Here is a 15,054-nt window from a genome sequence, read left to right on the forward strand (position 1 = left end):
CAATTTCTAAAGTTGAGAGATTGGATCCAGGGAAATATGATTATAGCAGCTAATATTATACTTATAAGTCTGGATTGAGCTTTTTCATCCATTTACCACCTAAAAAAGTCTCCCCCTCAACCCTCGTAATTCTTTCCCTGGTCTTCGAATATATTACCTTTTATTTAGGGGATTTCCGAGAAACTGCCAGCTTTAAATTTTTGAGGTGTCCTTGTATGCTGTGGTTGCTGCGATGGCACCCTCAGCGCATGCTGTAACCCACTGATTTAACCCGCCTGTTATGTCCCCAGCGGCATAAACTCTTTCTATATTGGTTCTTTGTTGCTTGTCAGTTATTATGTAACCTGCCTTGTCTGTTTTGACTCCTAGGTCTTGGGCGAGTTTGTTTAGTGGTTCTTCTCCTATTGCTATGAATATACCATCAGTTTTTATCGTGGTGGTTTGGCCCTTTTTGTTTTCTATTATGGCCCCCTGAACTGCATTGTTGCCTTTGATTTCTTTTAGGGTGCTGTTCCATATTATGGGGATTTTTAGTTTTTTTGTCTGGTCTTGTAGGTATTTTTGGGCCCTTAATTGATCCCTTCTGTGTATTATTGTGGGTTTGGATCCTATGTTGTGTAGGAATATTGCTTCTTGTAGTGCGCTGTTCCCTCCTCCGACAACTAGGACTTTTTTGTCTTTGTATAGTGGTCCGTCGCATGTTGCACAGTATGATACTCCTCTTCCTAGGAATTTTTCTTCGCCGGGGATTCCCAGTCTTTTGTGTCGTGTTCCGGTGGCTAGGATTATTGTTTTGGTCTTGTAGGTGTCTTTTTTAGTCTTTACTTTGAATCCTTCACGTGTTTTTTCGATTTTTGTAACCTCTTCCAGTTCTTTGAGTTGCGCTTGCTCTGTTGCCTGCTTTTTTATCTTTTGTATGAGTTCTTGACCTTCTATTCTTTCGTATCCTGGATAGTTTTCCATTAACGGCACTTCTAGTCCTTTTCCCCCGGCTATTCCCTTTTCGAGTATGAGTGTTTTGCTTCCTTGTCTTCCGGCATATATGGCGGCTGTTAGGCCTGCTGGTCCAGCCCCTATTATTATTATGTCATACATTGCTTTGGCCCCGAAAATTTTATAAGTATTCTTTGGGTAATATTATTATTGCTCCGATAGTGTAGTCCGGCCAATCATCTCGGCCTCTCGAGCCGAGGACCCGGGTTCAAATCCCGGTCGGAGCACTCTCTTCAGCGGCGTTGGTCCAGCCTGGTTAAGACACTGGCCCCCCAAGCCAGCGACCCGGGTTCAAATCCCGGACGCCGCATCATAGTATTGCGAGTTCCCCTGCTGATGTTATTTCAAGTTTTTCAGGGTCTATGAATCCCATGTTCCTAAGTTCTCTTATGTGGTTGTATGTCATGCCCCGGCTTATCCCAAGCTCTAGAGCCAGGTTTTTAACGGAAGTTTCTCCTCTTTTAAGCTCCTCTAGTACTTTCTTTTTTGTTTTGGATATCCCGAAGCTTAGTATTGGGAGGTCTATTATTTCGCCTTCTTCTTCTGTTACGTAGGCTATTCTTTGGACGTCGTTGTTTCTGGCATAGCATCCAAATAGGACGCCAAGGGCTTGTGTTTTTCTTCCTCCACTTATGTTGACCACAACTTTTCTCCCTTTTGCTCTTTCCTCATCTATGGTGTCCACCGTGTCCTTGGCTATCTGAACTACATCGTAGAGGCTTGTTTCTTTTATTTTGACTTCTATGAAGTTTCCTAATGTGTCTTCTATGATCTTTTGTACTTGTTCCTTCTCCTTAGGTGGTTCTTCTTCCATTATTAGCACGACTTTTCTTGGTGAAAATTGTGTTATGCAAATCATTACAGGTTCTATGGAATATACTGTGGATATTAATGTTGTTTCCATCAATTATCAACTCCCATTCTCCATTTATCCATTCTTCTGATTTTTTCATGGTTCTTCTCATCATTTGGTGGATGATTATTATATTACTTGCTTTTGTCCAATTTATAATATTTTTGATCTAAACCTTGGGCGAAGATTATTTCTATAATGGATGATCTAATTTGATGTTGGAGGTGTTCTTGGGGATGGCCATGTTTGAGGTTTGGAAGTCCACTACCGATAATTTATTCCTTGGTAGAGTGAAGGTTTATGTGCCGGATAGGCCAGGATCCCTTGCGAGGATAGCTGGTTACTTTGCAGATCATGATATAAACATATCATATTTTTATTATAATAGATCTGAGCATCCTAATCGCGTTCTTGTTGAAGGAAAGTCCAAGGAGGATGTTTTCCACTCCCTATACAATGATCTTGTCCATGGAGGATTCTTTAAGGAGTTATTTGAGGAGAATCTTCAAATCACAAAACCTGACAATATTCTTAAAGTCTCTGTCTATCTTGAGAACAAACCCGGAACCCTCAAAGATTTTGCGAAGGTTCTCGAAAGGTATGGTGCCAATGTCACTTACATGATCTATAATGAGATGATATCAGAGAACAAGGCTGAAATGGCATTCTATGTCAAAGACCCAGAGCAGATCCAAGAACTCGCCAAGGAATTAAACACACTCGGATATCACTACAATCTCGAATACACCGGGGCCGACGAGGAAAAAACTAATATGATGATCGGTTTGAACCTTATTGAAAGGTTTTTCCTCAAACTCAGAGAGCTCCTAGATGATGAGGAAGTAGCGAAGATAAAAAGACTCGTTAACACTTCCAAGGAGTTATCTGACACCCTTATTGGTTTTAACCGGGAGGCTGGTCGGAACCTTGAAGCCGGCCAAGTCCTTGGGAACATATTGGCCTTCGCAATATCATCTAGGACGCGTAAAGATGATGCATTCTACTATAGAAAGCTGCCCAGCCTACCACTCGGCAACCTACTATTACATGTTTTCAAACCCCCGACAGGCGGCAACATCCACATCCTAGAATATGATAAAGACCTTGTAATGATCGACGGCACCTATGGCATATACTACAACAACATAAAAGAAATGCTAAGAGAGAATGGCCTAGACCCTTCAAGGATAAGTCGAATTTATCTTTCCCATGCTGACGCAGACCATGCCGGCCTCAGCGGATACTTCCATGAAGAATATGGTACAAAAGTTTTCATGCACCCACAAGCCAAGAAGATCATAGAGGAAGAGAATCGTGCAGCAGGCTCAAAAACACCCCTCATGGAACTTAACCATTATTTCACAATCCTTGTAAACCATTTTACAGAGTGCAAGTTCCCCAAGAACTGGCAACCATACAAGACAAAGAAAAGGGGCGAAATCGGAGCATTCCACATAATAGACCATTTCAAGGTTGGTGGCTTAAATTTCAAGGTTCTGGAAAGCCTTGGGGGTCACATACCAGGACAAGTATTTTTCTTATCAGAAGAAGCAAAGGTACTATTCAGTGGCGATTATCTGCTCTATGTGCCAAGCTTGGAGGATGAGGAGAAAAAATTCCTAAACATTCCAAGATTCCTCATGACAAGTACCAATGCAAACTCAATGCTATTTAAAGAAGAAATGCAAGCATTGAAAAAAGTTGCAAAAGCGACTGATAAAAAGGTAAATGGTTTGATCGTGTTACCAGGACATGGAGATTACTACCCCATAAGACTCCTATAACAGAGGAGCTATTGGGTTTTGAACCAACCAGCCTCTTCCATGGCCTTTAATGCTATTCTAGTGCTCGGATCGTCGCCTCTTGCAACACTTATCCCAACTTTTTCTTTAGTGGCTTCTATTATTTCACCTATTGTCTTATGTGTGAACCCCGGACATAGGATTATTGAATGAACTCCCCCCTGGGCAAGTTCCTCGCACACCTTTAATGCCTGCCTGTCATCTCCTACTAGGATGCTTGTAAGCTCATATAGGCTTGTTTCAATCTTGCACCTGTCCCTTTCAGGGTCTGCATCAGGTACATGTGCTATGAATGCAGTCTTAAATTTTTTAGCCGTCATACATATAATGGATAAGATATCATATAATATAATAATTTTTTTGTATTGCGGGGGGTTTTATTGTTGATACATTATAGGTTGGACATGCCCGATAGGGTTAAGTGTTCGGTTTGTGGTGGCGAGGCCGTCGAAGTTGAAGAAGAATATGCAGAAGGAGATTTTATCATGATAACCTATAAGTGTAAAGACTGTGGACATATAGAAAAGAGACAATATGGTAGGCCCACGAGTATAATAGATTAGACCCCCAATATCGAACCATAAGGTGGGGAATATTATGAAAACAGAATATAAAAACATCTCCAAGAAGATGAAAGACAAACTAGGACTTGAAAGGTCCCCCGTGGCTGTTAAACTCGTACTCCACGAGGATGACATGCCAGGGGATGTTGAAAGGATAAGCGAGCCGGCTAGGCACTGCGAAATGGTGATGCGGGCAAGCGAAGGCGAAATGTTCTACGCACTCGCAGAGGACCAGGAATGCAAAGGGGGAGCAGGTGCCATCGGAGCCGCTGAAACACCAGAAACTGTAAAAACCGGAGAATTCTATTATAGCCTGGGCAGATTTTCAAGCCTCCCAGCCGCCAAAAGAACAATAGACCAGATCCCAAAGATAAACCTCAAATTCTATGCTGTAGTATACGCACCACTAGAAAAAGCAGAATTCGACCCTGATGTTATATTAGTGGTCTGTAACCCTGCCCAAGCACTCAAGATAATCCAGGCACTAGTCTACACCAAGGGTGGCAGGGTCAAGGGAGATTTCGCAGGCATACAATCAATCTGTGCAGATGCAGTGGCAGGACCATACACGCGAGGCGAAGCCAACATAACCCTAGCATGCAGCGGCTCAAGACAATACTCCAACATAAAAGAGGATGAGCTTGTAGTTGGCCTAACAGCCGAAAATATAGACTGTACAATAGAAGCGCTCGAAGAAATAGCATAACATGGGGGTGGATCAGCCTTGGTTGAAATAACTGACATATTAGATGAAGCACGTGACCTTGCAGAGAAGATAAAAAAGTACCGCGAAGAGGCTGAGAGTGAGACCATAGCATGTTGGATCTATGACGTCATACTCTCAATGGAAGATCTGGCTAAAATCGTTGAAGAATTACAAGATAGGATAGACTTGCTCGAAGAGGAACTAGAAGGTAAAAAATTCTAGTTCTTCCTAATAATTTTTAGATAATCATCAAAGGTATTCAAGTTAATAAGTTCTATTTCATCTGACGGCCTTATAGCATACAAGCTTATACCATCTTCTAGTATGTGCCAGAGCAATGGATTAATGTTACCACTATAAGATGGTAAATATTTTAGTAGGAGTTTCCTGGGGGCTGCAAATGGCATCCCAAGACCCCTAGCATTGTCCAAGCAACCGAAAGAACCCCTCCCAAGTATTGACACCCTACCATCACCCACGGCCCTGATAATCTTCTTGTAAGTCCTAGGAGTGACTGTTGGCTGGTCTCCGGCAACACAAAGACAAAAAAGTCCCCTAGCATTCTTCACACCGTTCAATAATGAGCCAGTCAATGGCAGATCATCCTGGTTCTCCACGATCCTAACATCCAAGTCACTGATCACAGGGATTATATCATCCTTCTGGTGTCCAACAACAACAATACACTCATCCACACCAGCACTCAGGACATTAGTTATGGTCTTTTCTAGCACTGTTCTATCATTTAACTTTAGTAGGAGTTTATGCCTTGGCTTTAGGCCCCTTTTTTTCATGTCAGCTTTCATCCTCTTCCCTTTACCTGCTGCTGTTATAATCCCTGATACTTTCATGCCCCTTCACGTTCAGTATTAATAACAATTATTTGGTCTTGGATTCAGTTTCCGTGCTCTCCACGTTGATATTAGTCGCTTTTCCAAGTCCTTCGGGGGATCTTCGCGAAAGCATGCTTCCCTCTTTACGTTGGTACTAATCTGAGGATTTTAGCGTGTATGAGCATGCTCGGACCTGAACCTTCAGTCCACATGATTATCATTATAGGATACCGTCCATCATTATACACTTTAACATCGGTAGCCGGGTCGAAACCATATATGAGCGCGAAATATCCCCAGCTTATACCTGTGGGCGTGGGCAACCCTGCCTTTGCAACAGCATCTCTGAGGGCTCTTGCCGGTGGACACGTACCATGTGAAGCATAACCTCCAGGAGCCTTGGGGTCCCTTGATGATGTGAACTGGACTGTCTCCTTTCCAGGTGAACTCGTCCCAGGAGGCACTATAGTACCATTCCAGGCCCTTGTGAATTCTCTTGCATTATATTCCCTGTTTATATTGTCATACTCTGGGTATGATTCAAGTTGGCTTGTGGCTGTTGCAACCTCCTCCACCTTGTAGTGGTGCATGTAAGCCATGATAGGGGCGCCCTCAGGATATTCCCGCATGTATTTTTTCGTTTTTTCACCAAAGAATCTGCTTATATCCTCTGGTGGCACTTCTAGTCTGCCATCGCTAAAATTGGAAAGTGAAAAGTCTATAGCTATCCTGTCACCTATCTTCGCTTCCTTGTACCATTCTTTAAGTTCTGTTTCATTAATATAATCAGAGGCAGCACCACCTATCTCGTCGGGTGATAATGTCCTTATTGTTTTATTCTTCTCCACTATGCTTATACCATCCTCTGTTTTAACGGCATAAGTGTATGGTGTCTTATATGCCCATATGAAATTTGCTGGTGGCTGTACAACTAGCTTATCATCTTTCGTTGTCAGCATCCCAAGACCCTCTAATTTGGAGGCTCTTCCACCAACATCAACACCCTCTGTAACCTCTTTGATGGGTGTCATCATGGCCCCGGTGAATAGGCCATAGATGACCGCACCTATATCCCCATCTTGTATGTTCTTGACTAGATAATCTGGGTGTATGATTAGGGGTTCTTTCCTTATTTTTGCAGGGTCTGCCACTTGCATCCCAGACACTACTGTGCTACCTATGGGTATGCTGCTTATCTCCTCAGGATCCTGTGATGGTATCATAGTGTGGATGCGGTAATCTAGTGGGGTCATCACAACCACTATCAATACTAGTATAACTACCATAATCCTAGGATCCTTTAAGGACGCTTTTAGCATACTTATAGCCTCCCTCCCCTATTATTAGGATGGTATCATCTTTTTCCGCATGTTTCAGGGCCTTTTGGATGGCCTCCCTTACTTGTCTCTTGCTGGCTCCTAATGTGCCTTGTTTCATTTTTTGTTTGCTAGACTTTATATGTATGATCTTGGCTCTTGTATGATCTGATGCCTTCCTCGCACTATATGATGCTGGTATTATGATGTTGGCATTTGAGAGTATCCTTGCTATCTCTTTGTCGCCTTCTATTCCACTCTCAGAGGATATGGTATTCACTACTATGATTTTTCCAGGGGTTTCTTCTTTTACAAGTTGCATTATGGCCCTGACACCAGCTGGGTTATGGGCATAGTCTATGATTATCTTGGGCTCTCTTTTTATTATCTCATGCCTTCCAGCAGCGCCTTTAAATGAGCTTATACCCTCTATGATATGCTCGGGGTTGATGCCAAGGGTTAGGCTTGCGGCAGCCGCCGCAAGACTATTATAGACATTGAAAAGTCCGCCTGTTTTGAGCTTTATTGTCTCATCTGCTATGTTTAATCTGAACTTATCCATTTCTACTTTGGTGGCTTTAACGTCCAACTTCGGCCTTCTATAACCGCATGTACAATAGTAGTCTCCAAGGTGGCCTAGGAACCTATTCTTGTATTTTAGGGGTTTGCCACAATAGGGGCATTCTCTGTCTTCTGGGAATACCTCAAAGTGGGATTTGACGGATTCTATACCATAGAATGTTACCTTGTCCTTGGGGAGGCTTTTGGCGAAACTTGCCACTATGGGATCATCAGCATTTAATATGATGTGCTGGGCGACGTCTATGATCTCTTTTTTACATTCTATGTATTTTGGGAAATCCTCTGGTGGTAGATGATCCCTTGAAATGTTTGTTATAATAGCTATCTCGACTTTGCTGTCTGTAGCAGCCTTTTTTATTTCACCTAGCTTTCCGAATGTTCCTATTTCAACTACTGCTATGTCACCTTCTAGTCTTGCTTGTAAAGCTGGTATGAATTCTGTGTTTCCTTGGATGTTAAGATAATGTTCAGGGACCTTGTATCCTGCCACCCTTAGTATGTTTTTTAGGATTTGTGTGGTGGTGGTTTTGCCATTGGTTCCTGTGACGCCTACAACTGGCTTTTTAACTTTGCAAGATGCTATGATGTCCTCGACTGTTATGATCTCTTTGCCTTTTATGAGTTGGAGTATCTTCTCATTCTCTAGTAGGCTTGGCGCCACCGCTATCTTATCAGCTCCTCTTATTATATTGGGGTTATGACCTCCAAGGTCTAGTTTGATGCCCTCTGCTTGAAAGATTTCCCATAGGGGTGTTTTTTTGCGAATGTCTGATATTGTTACAGCAGCCCTCTTTGCTAGTATTCTGGCCATTAGGCTTCCTACTGTCCCGCACCCGCCAAGTACCACTATCCTCTCCATCATCTGTCCCCCTTGTAATCTCTTATAGCCCTTCGAATGTCCATTTTAACGCTTTTGTAAGCGTTAACAACCCCAGGACCCATGTGGATTATCATATCCCCTTTTTCAGAGTTTTTCAAGGCTTCTTTAATGGATTTGTAGACGTTTTCTACTATTATGGTTTTTGTGGGGTTCGCCCCCTCCGCAACCTCTTCAGCCGCCCTCCAATCTATTTCCCCTGTTGTTTCATTTTTAGCACTTACAATGAGCAGATCAGCCGCCTTTGCAAGCGTCTTACCTATCTTGAATTTATCCCGCACTGTTAATGTGTCAGGATTGTCAAGGCTTATTATAAGCCCACCATCGAATTTTAAACCCTCAAATAATTTCTCCATGCTCTCTGGGTTGTGAGCAGCGTCCATATAAACTTTAACACCATCAACCACGCCCATGACCTCAAAACGCCCCCTTATACCCTTAAATTCGCCTATGCGCTCCTTCAGATAATCTATGTCAAAACCTAGAATCAATCCTGTTGTAATAGCCGCCAGCGCATTTTCAACATTGAATATCCCTGGAACCTGTAAACTGATCCTCTCCTTATATGGTCCAACATATTCCCGCTTAAAATCCCCACATTCACAATTTATACTCCCACACCTTTCACATAAGACTGTGGGTATTCTCCCACTTAAAAATGTGAATTCCGAACCCCTAAGACCCTTTAATTTGATTTCCTCGGCTTTAACATCAACCGACAGGGGCCTTGTCACATATCTTCTACCATGGAATTCAACCAGTCTTTTCCTGCCCAAGCCATAGATGATGCGTGCGTCTATTTCATCTATGAATCTGCCTATTATGGGATCATCTCCATTGAGTATGAGCAAACCCCCCGGCTTGATAAGATCCTTGATGAGAAGGTTACGCTTGATATAATCATCATAATCCCTGAATTCGTCGAGGTGGTCCGGGGTGAGCGTGGTTATGATACCAGCACATAATTCAAGGCCTTGTGTCATTCTTATGGTACCATGTGGCAGTTCAAAAACTGCGAATTCACCCTCCAGTTTATCCTCCACCAGCAAATCAACCAGGCCTTCAATGACAAGTGAATCTTCTAATGATGAAAACGATATCGTGGCATGCTTCCCCTCTAGGATATGCTTTATCATGTTCGTAGTTGTGGTTTTACCATCTGTGCCAGCCACCCCAACCATCGGAATCTTAATAAAGGAGTTAAGCATGCCACCAATCATTGAAGGCGTTATATATTCAATATCCCTTTTCTCTATCAGTTTGTATATCACCGAATCTTTTGGGATGTTAGGTGAGATGAAAATGGCATCTGCCCATTCTATATCCTGAGGATGATGCCCCCCAAAATGGAACCTTATACCACTTTCCTGCATCTTCTTTATCCTTTTTTTGGCCTTTAGGGGTAGTTTTTCGAATTCTTTGATTTCTGTGACTAGCACTTCATTGCCAAGGTGGTGTAGTAGTTTTGCAGCGGGTCTGCCAGCATTCCCAGCACCGACCACTAGTATCCTCTTATTCCTCATTGTCCCACCATTTTTTCTATATTTTCTTGGATCTTTATGATCCTTTCTTGCCCATTACCCCCTATAAGTATCCTATGATATTCACTGCTAAACCCTTCAAGTAATTTGATGATTTCATCCACGCCCTTTGCAGTTAAAACCTTTGAGGGCAGATTCTCCGCACGTTTTAGGGCGATATCTGTTGTGTCCTCGAGGCCCGGGAATAATACAAGTATCCTTGGCGGTTTTTTACCTATTTCTTGTAGTGTTTCGAATCTCCAGTCCTCGTTTCTTCTCGGGGTTCCGAGGAATATTATGTCAAAATCAGTTTCCTTTAATATGGTTTTCATGGCTGAGGGATTATCAATCTTCCCTATGACTATCTTCGCGTTATTTAATTTATATGTTTGTATACGCCCCCTTGGGGCTTCAAAATTTTCCAAGACGGAGTCTATTATATTTCGGGGCGTGCCGAGTATTTGAGCTGCTTTCGCGGCGGCACCAGCATTTAACTTGTTAAATTCCCCGAAAAGGTTGAGTTTACCATTATATGGCCCATATAGTATCGACTTGGGGGTTTTTAATTGTAGTGATAGTGGGTCTTCCTTGTTGAGCAGGACTTTTTTGCCTTTTAGGAATCTTTTGAGACTTTTCTTATAATTTTTGATTGTTTTGTGATGGTTCATGTGGTCTCGGCCTATGTTGGTTAAGATCACAAGATCTGGATTGAAACAGTGGTCTGCGAAATCTAGTGTCATGTCACATATTTCCACGACTATAATGTCATATTTGTCCTCTGTGGCTTGTAGTATGAGTTCTGTGTAGCCTTGGAATCCTCCTCCTGCGTTGCCACCTACTAAGACTTTTTTACCCCACTTTTTTAGTATTTTTGTTAGCATGAGGGCTGTTGTTGTCTTGCCGTTGGTTCCTGTGACCCCTATGGTGTATGGTTTTTTGTGCTCTTGGAGGATGTTGCAGATTATTTTATCTTCTACTTTTTCTTTGAGTGGTGTGTCATAAAGGCTTGGGCTTAATATTATAATGTCACATGCTTTTATCTTATCTATATCATGGAAGCCCAAGTCTACTTCAACATCATCTAGGCCCTCTAAATTTAGATTAGTGTTGATATCAGTGGCGTATACCTTATATCCACGTTTTCTAAGTGATTTAACGGCTTTTCTGCCTTCAACGCCCAATCCTATCACTGCAGCTTTCATTGCGGACACCAGAACTCTGATCAAGGATTCGACTATTCAGTTCATCCTGTTTGGATTGTTGAAACCCCACCATTTTTTTCTACTGTGAATGTGTGATCTGCTAGGTTTTCTAGTTCTTCTTCGTGGGATACTATTATTACCTGTGAACATTCCAACTCTTCTAGTATTTCTCTGAATTTTAGGAGTTGTTCTTTGCTGAACCCGTCTGTTGGCTCGTCTAGTATGAGTATGTCTGATTTTATTGTGGAGTATCTTTGGATGATGGTGTTTAATGCTAGTCTGTAGGCCAGTGCGACGCTTGTTTTTTCACCTCCGCTGAGGTGTTCTATGTCCTGTTCGTAGCCTCCTTGTTCTATTATTGGTGTGAAGTTCTCATCTATCCTTACGGTTTTTTCGTTGTCTTCTACGAGTTTCTGGAACCAGCGCTGGAAGTGACTGTTAAATTCTTGGTTTATTTGTGTCATCACATGGGTTTCGATGTCTTGTAATGTTGGTATGAAATATTCCTTGAGCCATTTCACATATTCTTTCAATCTCTTTATAGACTTTTTTATTTTTTCTTTTTCTTTTATCTGTTCTTCCAAGTCTTTGATTTCTTCTTTTATCCTTTTGAGCGCTCCAAGATTCCTTGCACGTTCATTTTCGCATTTTCTTATCTTTTCCATGATGTGTTCTAGTCTGTCTTGTGTTTGGTCCTTTTTTTCTTTTATTTCATCCTTTTTTTCTAGTATTTGGTCTAGTTTTTCGATCTCTTCCTGGATGGATTCTATTTGGCTTGTTTTTTCCTTTATGATTTTCTTGTTTTCTTGGTATTCCATGTTTTGGGTTGGTTTTAGTTTTCTGATCATTTCTTGGTGTGAGCGTATCGAGGCTTTTATGTTGGCTATTTTTTCTTTTAGCGCGTCCCTTTCACCCTCTAAACTCGCTTTTTCTCTTTTGAGTCGTCCCATTTCATCTGGGATGGTTGATTTCGCATTTATCCTCTCTTCTAGGCTCCTTTTCACCTTTTCTATCTCTTTTGTTTTTTCTCTGATTTTCTCTATTGCCTTATTGTTTTTTTGAAGGTTTTGTTCCCTGTCTTCTAGTTTTTCTTTGAGGGTCTCTAGTTCTCTTTTAGCGTTTTCGTATTCTCTTATCTTTTCTTTGAGTCTTTTGTTTTCTTTTATTCTTGTAGTGTATTCTTTTTTCATTTTTTCAAGTTCTTCTTTCTGGCTTTGTTTTTCTTTGAGTTTCTTTTTGATCTTGGATGGGTCAACTGGGGCTCCGCATGTTGGACAGGTTTTTTCTTCTTTTATTGAGGAATAGTCATTTATTTTAGCGTTAACTTCCCCTATTTTCTCCTCTGTTATCCCCTTTTTTCTTTCATATTCTTCTATAATTTCTTCGATTTCTGTTAGGCTCTGATTGGATGGTCTTTTAATCCCTTCTAAGCTTTCAATTTCTTGTGCGATCTTGGATTGTTCCTTTATGATTTTTTCGTTGTCTTCTTGGATTTCTTGGAGCCTTTCGCGGTATTCTTGTTCTTGTTTTTCCAAATTTTCTAATTGGTTTTTATCTAATAATATGCTCTCATAATCTTCTTTTATGTTCTCTATCTCCTCCTCCACCCCTTCCAGGGCCTCTTCCACCGTTTCTAGTCTTTTTTCTTGTTTGGATTTCTCCTCTTCTTTTTCATCACTTTCTATGATGTGTCTCCTGTATTCTTCCTCTATTTTCTCGTTTTTCTTCTCGGCCTCTTCTATCCGCTCAATTATAATTTTAATCTTATCTATTAGACTCTTTTTCCTATTCTCAGCGCTTTTAATGTTTTCATGTTCTCTTTCGAGTTCTGCGAGCTCATATTCTATGAGTTTTCTATCCTTTTCCATTCTTTTCTTCTCATCTTCTATTTTTTCAATCAAAAGCTTGTATTTGTCTATTTCACGCCTCCTCTCATCCCTTTTATCCTTTAACCCTTGGAGGTCATGTATCCTCCCCTTAAGCTCATCAGCTTTCCTATCAATTCGAACCGCCACCATATTAGCGTTCATGGCAGCTATGTTATAATCTTCCAATCTTAAAGCCTTTCTGATGGTTTTAAGCCGATCTTCAGGATTCATACTTATTATATTTTTCATCTCTTCCTGTGGGGTGAAAACAGCATACCTATAAATGCGGCTCTTTGCACGCGGATTTAAAGGCTCATTATACTCCAATATCCTAAGGATCCAATCCTTCATATCTTTCGGTCTAAGGTTCGTCCTACCATTCTCTGTCTCAATATAGCATATATCCTGGCTTATACTTCCATCACTTCTCTTAAGACTCCTATAAACAGTATATGTTTTACCATCCACTTGGAATGTGAGGGAAACATAACCCCTATTTGAACCTAAACGGAGCAGACCAGCCCCACGTTGACCACCCAAGCCAAAAAGGGCGAATTCAACCGCTAAGAGTATTGTCGTCTTACCAGAGCCTATATCACCCTTAAAAAGTGTGACACCATCATAAAAATCGATCCTCGCCTCCCGGTAACTTCGAATATTCTTAAGTTCCAAGGATTTAAGGATCATAAAAGACCACCCAAAGACTTGTCAATCGACAATACCCGGAGAGCATCCCGGAACAGCCCATCCTCATAATCAACCTTACGCTCATTAGGTTCCCTATCACGTCTCAAAACATTTAAAAGTTCCATTGCAACATCAACATCACACTCCCTGAGAACATCCAAATTCTCCCTATTCTCCTTGAAAAGAGTCCTTTCAACCTGTGGAATATTTTCCACTTTAATCCTTATCCTCCGCCTCTCATGGCGCCTGAGACCATGACGGTTTATGTTAACATGTAAAGCACCCATCTCCACGAGCAGATCCCTTATCCTTAAAGGGTCTATCTCAGCTGTTTTACCCGATGAAAGCTCACCCCAAATCTTCACCATAACAACTTTACCATCCACATCATAAACCTGAAGCTCGGAGATTATATCATCCATAGCCTCCTGAGAGCTCTTACCAGTAACATCATATCCAAAATACTCATATTCAACAAGATCCAAAGGCAGAAAACTCACACCCTTTATAGTGTCATCAAATTCTACAATATAGAATCCCCGTTCTTTACCCTTAGCATTCGCTTCAAGATCAGTTGCATATGATCCCAACAATGGCCCAGGATAGACTATAAGACCATAATCTTCCTCATACTTTTCTATTCTCTCATGTAGGTGGCCCCCAGCATAATAATCAAAGCCTCGGGGGAAAAGGCTTAATGGTATGGATTCCATCTCTGAAAGGTATGCTGGTTTAAGTTCTGTTATGGCACTATGGAAAAGGAATATCTTAAAGCCCTCCTCGGATTCTAGCGATTCCTTGTTAAGGTATTTGAACTGTTCTATTTCCATGCTCATTCTACGGGCTGATATGCCTGTAAGTTTCGCCCCAGTCACCGGGTCCTTGATAAAATCTAGGGTATACCCTTCTTCTCCTCTGCGGATGTTATCAACCCTTTTTAACAAGCCTGCGCTTTCAAGCACATCAATCATTGACGTTCTAGTTGGACTGTAATCATGACTCCCATAACATACATATACTGGTATTTCAGCCTCTTTCAAATCCTTAAGTACTTTAGCAGCTTCCTTAACAACCTCCATGTTAGGAATGTTAGAATGGAAAAAATCCCCTGATATTACAATAAAATCAACCTTTGAATTGACAGATTCCTTAATAGCCTCTTTAAAACTTTCAAGTTCTATCCTTTTAAGTTCCGTGTACCTGTGGGCTCCAAGATGACAATCTGCTAAATGAGCGAACTTATACATAATCT

The 15,054-nt window shown here is 41.4% G+C and carries 14 protein-coding genes and 2 tRNA genes; 6 read left to right on the forward strand and 10 right to left on the reverse strand.

Annotated elements, in window-relative coordinates; all coding sequences use genetic code 11:
- Positions 1–192: 192 nt before the first annotated feature.
- Positions 193–1,095 (reverse strand): thioredoxin-disulfide reductase, encoded by a 903-nt coding sequence (gene trxB, locus ACZ5XX_RS07595; protein WP_464584073.1) that lies wholly within the window; start codon positions 1,093–1,095, stop codon positions 193–195.
- 50 nt (positions 1,096–1,145) lie between these two features.
- Between trxB and ACZ5XX_RS07600 the strand changes: the two genes are divergently transcribed.
- Positions 1,146–1,220: transfer RNA gene (locus tag ACZ5XX_RS07600), tRNA-Glu, on the forward strand.
- 9 nt (positions 1,221–1,229) lie between these two features.
- Positions 1,230–1,303, forward strand: a tRNA-Gly gene (locus ACZ5XX_RS07605).
- Here the strand turns inward: ACZ5XX_RS07605 and csa3 are convergent.
- Positions 1,304–1,897 (reverse strand): CRISPR-associated CARF protein Csa3, encoded by a 594-nt coding sequence (gene csa3, locus ACZ5XX_RS07610; protein WP_464584075.1) that lies wholly within the window; start codon positions 1,895–1,897, stop codon positions 1,304–1,306. It abuts the tRNA gene before it with no gap.
- 191 nt (positions 1,898–2,088) lie between these two features.
- Here csa3 and ACZ5XX_RS07615 point away from each other — a divergent pair, with 191 nt between their 5' ends.
- Positions 2,089–3,630, forward strand: a complete 1,542-nt coding sequence (locus tag ACZ5XX_RS07615) for an ACT domain-containing protein (RefSeq protein ID WP_464584077.1) — start codon at positions 2,089–2,091, stop codon at positions 3,628–3,630.
- An 8-nt stretch (positions 3,631–3,638) separates the two neighbouring features.
- Here the strand turns inward: ACZ5XX_RS07615 and ACZ5XX_RS07620 are convergent, their stop codons facing one another.
- Positions 3,639–3,968: a DUF6506 family protein gene (locus ACZ5XX_RS07620; protein ID WP_464584079.1), complete on the reverse strand. Its 330-nt coding sequence runs from the start codon at positions 3,966–3,968 to the stop codon at positions 3,639–3,641.
- A 63-nt stretch (positions 3,969–4,031) separates the two neighbouring features.
- Between ACZ5XX_RS07620 and ACZ5XX_RS07625 the strand changes: the two genes are divergently transcribed.
- The 3 genes from ACZ5XX_RS07625 to ACZ5XX_RS07635 are packed head-to-tail and all read left to right on the forward strand — an operon-like array spanning position 4,032 to position 5,139.
- Positions 4,032–4,211 (forward strand): hypothetical protein, encoded by a 180-nt coding sequence (locus tag ACZ5XX_RS07625; protein ID WP_464584081.1) that lies wholly within the window; start codon positions 4,032–4,034, stop codon positions 4,209–4,211.
- Positions 4,212–4,245: 34 nt separating this feature from the next.
- Positions 4,246–4,917, forward strand: a complete 672-nt coding sequence (locus ACZ5XX_RS07630; RefSeq protein WP_464584083.1) for a DUF169 domain-containing protein — start codon at positions 4,246–4,248, stop codon at positions 4,915–4,917.
- 18 nt (positions 4,918–4,935) lie between these two features.
- Positions 4,936–5,139 (forward strand): hypothetical protein, encoded by a 204-nt coding sequence (locus tag ACZ5XX_RS07635; protein WP_464584085.1) that lies wholly within the window; start codon positions 4,936–4,938, stop codon positions 5,137–5,139.
- Here ACZ5XX_RS07635 and ACZ5XX_RS07640 read toward each other — a convergent pair.
- The 7 genes from ACZ5XX_RS07640 to ACZ5XX_RS07670 all read right to left on the reverse strand — a co-directional run bounded on the left by ACZ5XX_RS07640 (position 5,136) and on the right by ACZ5XX_RS07670 (position 15,049).
- Complete coding sequence (locus ACZ5XX_RS07640; protein WP_464584087.1) at positions 5,136–5,768, reverse strand: nucleotidyltransferase family protein; 633 nt, start codon at positions 5,766–5,768, stop codon at positions 5,136–5,138. The genes ACZ5XX_RS07635 and ACZ5XX_RS07640 overlap by 4 nt on opposite strands.
- Positions 5,769–5,893: 125 nt before the next feature.
- Positions 5,894–7,069 (reverse strand): hypothetical protein, encoded by a 1,176-nt coding sequence (locus ACZ5XX_RS07645; protein ID WP_464584089.1) that lies wholly within the window; start codon positions 7,067–7,069, stop codon positions 5,894–5,896.
- Entirely contained in the window at positions 7,041–8,507 is a 1,467-nt protein-coding gene (locus tag ACZ5XX_RS07650) for a Mur ligase family protein (RefSeq protein WP_464584091.1), read from the reverse strand. Before ACZ5XX_RS07650 ends, ACZ5XX_RS07645 begins: the two co-directional genes overlap by 29 nt.
- On the reverse strand, positions 8,507–10,048 hold the full coding sequence (locus ACZ5XX_RS07655; RefSeq protein WP_464584093.1) for a Mur ligase family protein: 1,542 nt from the start codon (positions 10,046–10,048) through the stop codon (positions 8,507–8,509). The genes ACZ5XX_RS07650 and ACZ5XX_RS07655 overlap by 1 nt, the downstream gene beginning before the upstream one ends.
- Entirely contained in the window at positions 10,045–11,247 is a 1,203-nt protein-coding gene (locus tag ACZ5XX_RS07660) for a Mur ligase family protein (protein WP_464584095.1), read from the reverse strand. The genes ACZ5XX_RS07655 and ACZ5XX_RS07660 overlap by 4 nt, the downstream gene beginning before the upstream one ends.
- 41 nt (positions 11,248–11,288) lie before the next feature.
- On the reverse strand, positions 11,289–13,802 hold the full coding sequence (locus ACZ5XX_RS07665; protein ID WP_464584097.1) for an AAA family ATPase: 2,514 nt from the start codon (positions 13,800–13,802) through the stop codon (positions 11,289–11,291).
- Complete coding sequence (locus ACZ5XX_RS07670) at positions 13,799–15,049, reverse strand: DNA repair exonuclease (RefSeq protein ID WP_464584099.1); 1,251 nt, start codon at positions 15,047–15,049, stop codon at positions 13,799–13,801. The genes ACZ5XX_RS07665 and ACZ5XX_RS07670 overlap by 4 nt, the downstream gene beginning before the upstream one ends.
- Positions 15,050–15,054: the final 5 nt, after the last annotated feature.

Source organism: Methanothermobacter crinale (genome assembly GCF_055397825.1).

Coding starts and splice junctions, on each gene's coding strand:
- trxB (WP_464584073.1), bottom strand. CDS start 1,095: ATGTATGACATAATAATAATAGGGGCTGGACCAGCAGGCCTAACAGCC.
- csa3 (WP_464584075.1), bottom strand. CDS start 1,897: ATGGAAACAACATTAATATCCACAGTATATTCCATAGAACCTGTAATG.
- ACZ5XX_RS07615 (WP_464584077.1), top strand. CDS start 2,089: ATGTTTGAGGTTTGGAAGTCCACTACCGATAATTTATTCCTTGGTAGA.
- ACZ5XX_RS07620 (WP_464584079.1), bottom strand. CDS start 3,968: ATGACGGCTAAAAAATTTAAGACTGCATTCATAGCACATGTACCTGAT.
- ACZ5XX_RS07630 (WP_464584083.1), top strand. CDS start 4,246: ATGAAAACAGAATATAAAAACATCTCCAAGAAGATGAAAGACAAACTA.
- ACZ5XX_RS07640 (WP_464584087.1), bottom strand. CDS start 5,768: ATGAAAGTATCAGGGATTATAACAGCAGCAGGTAAAGGGAAGAGGATG.
- ACZ5XX_RS07645 (WP_464584089.1), bottom strand. CDS start 7,069: ATGCTAAAAGCGTCCTTAAAGGATCCTAGGATTATGGTAGTTATACTA.
- ACZ5XX_RS07650 (WP_464584091.1), bottom strand. CDS start 8,507: ATGGAGAGGATAGTGGTACTTGGCGGGTGCGGGACAGTAGGAAGCCTA.
- ACZ5XX_RS07655 (WP_464584093.1), bottom strand. CDS start 10,048: ATGAGGAATAAGAGGATACTAGTGGTCGGTGCTGGGAATGCTGGCAGA.
- ACZ5XX_RS07660 (WP_464584095.1), bottom strand. CDS start 11,247: ATGAAAGCTGCAGTGATAGGATTGGGCGTTGAAGGCAGAAAAGCCGTT.
- ACZ5XX_RS07665 (WP_464584097.1), bottom strand. CDS start 13,802: ATGATCCTTAAATCCTTGGAACTTAAGAATATTCGAAGTTACCGGGAG.
- ACZ5XX_RS07670 (WP_464584099.1), bottom strand. CDS start 15,049: ATGTATAAGTTCGCTCATTTAGCAGATTGTCATCTTGGAGCCCACAGG.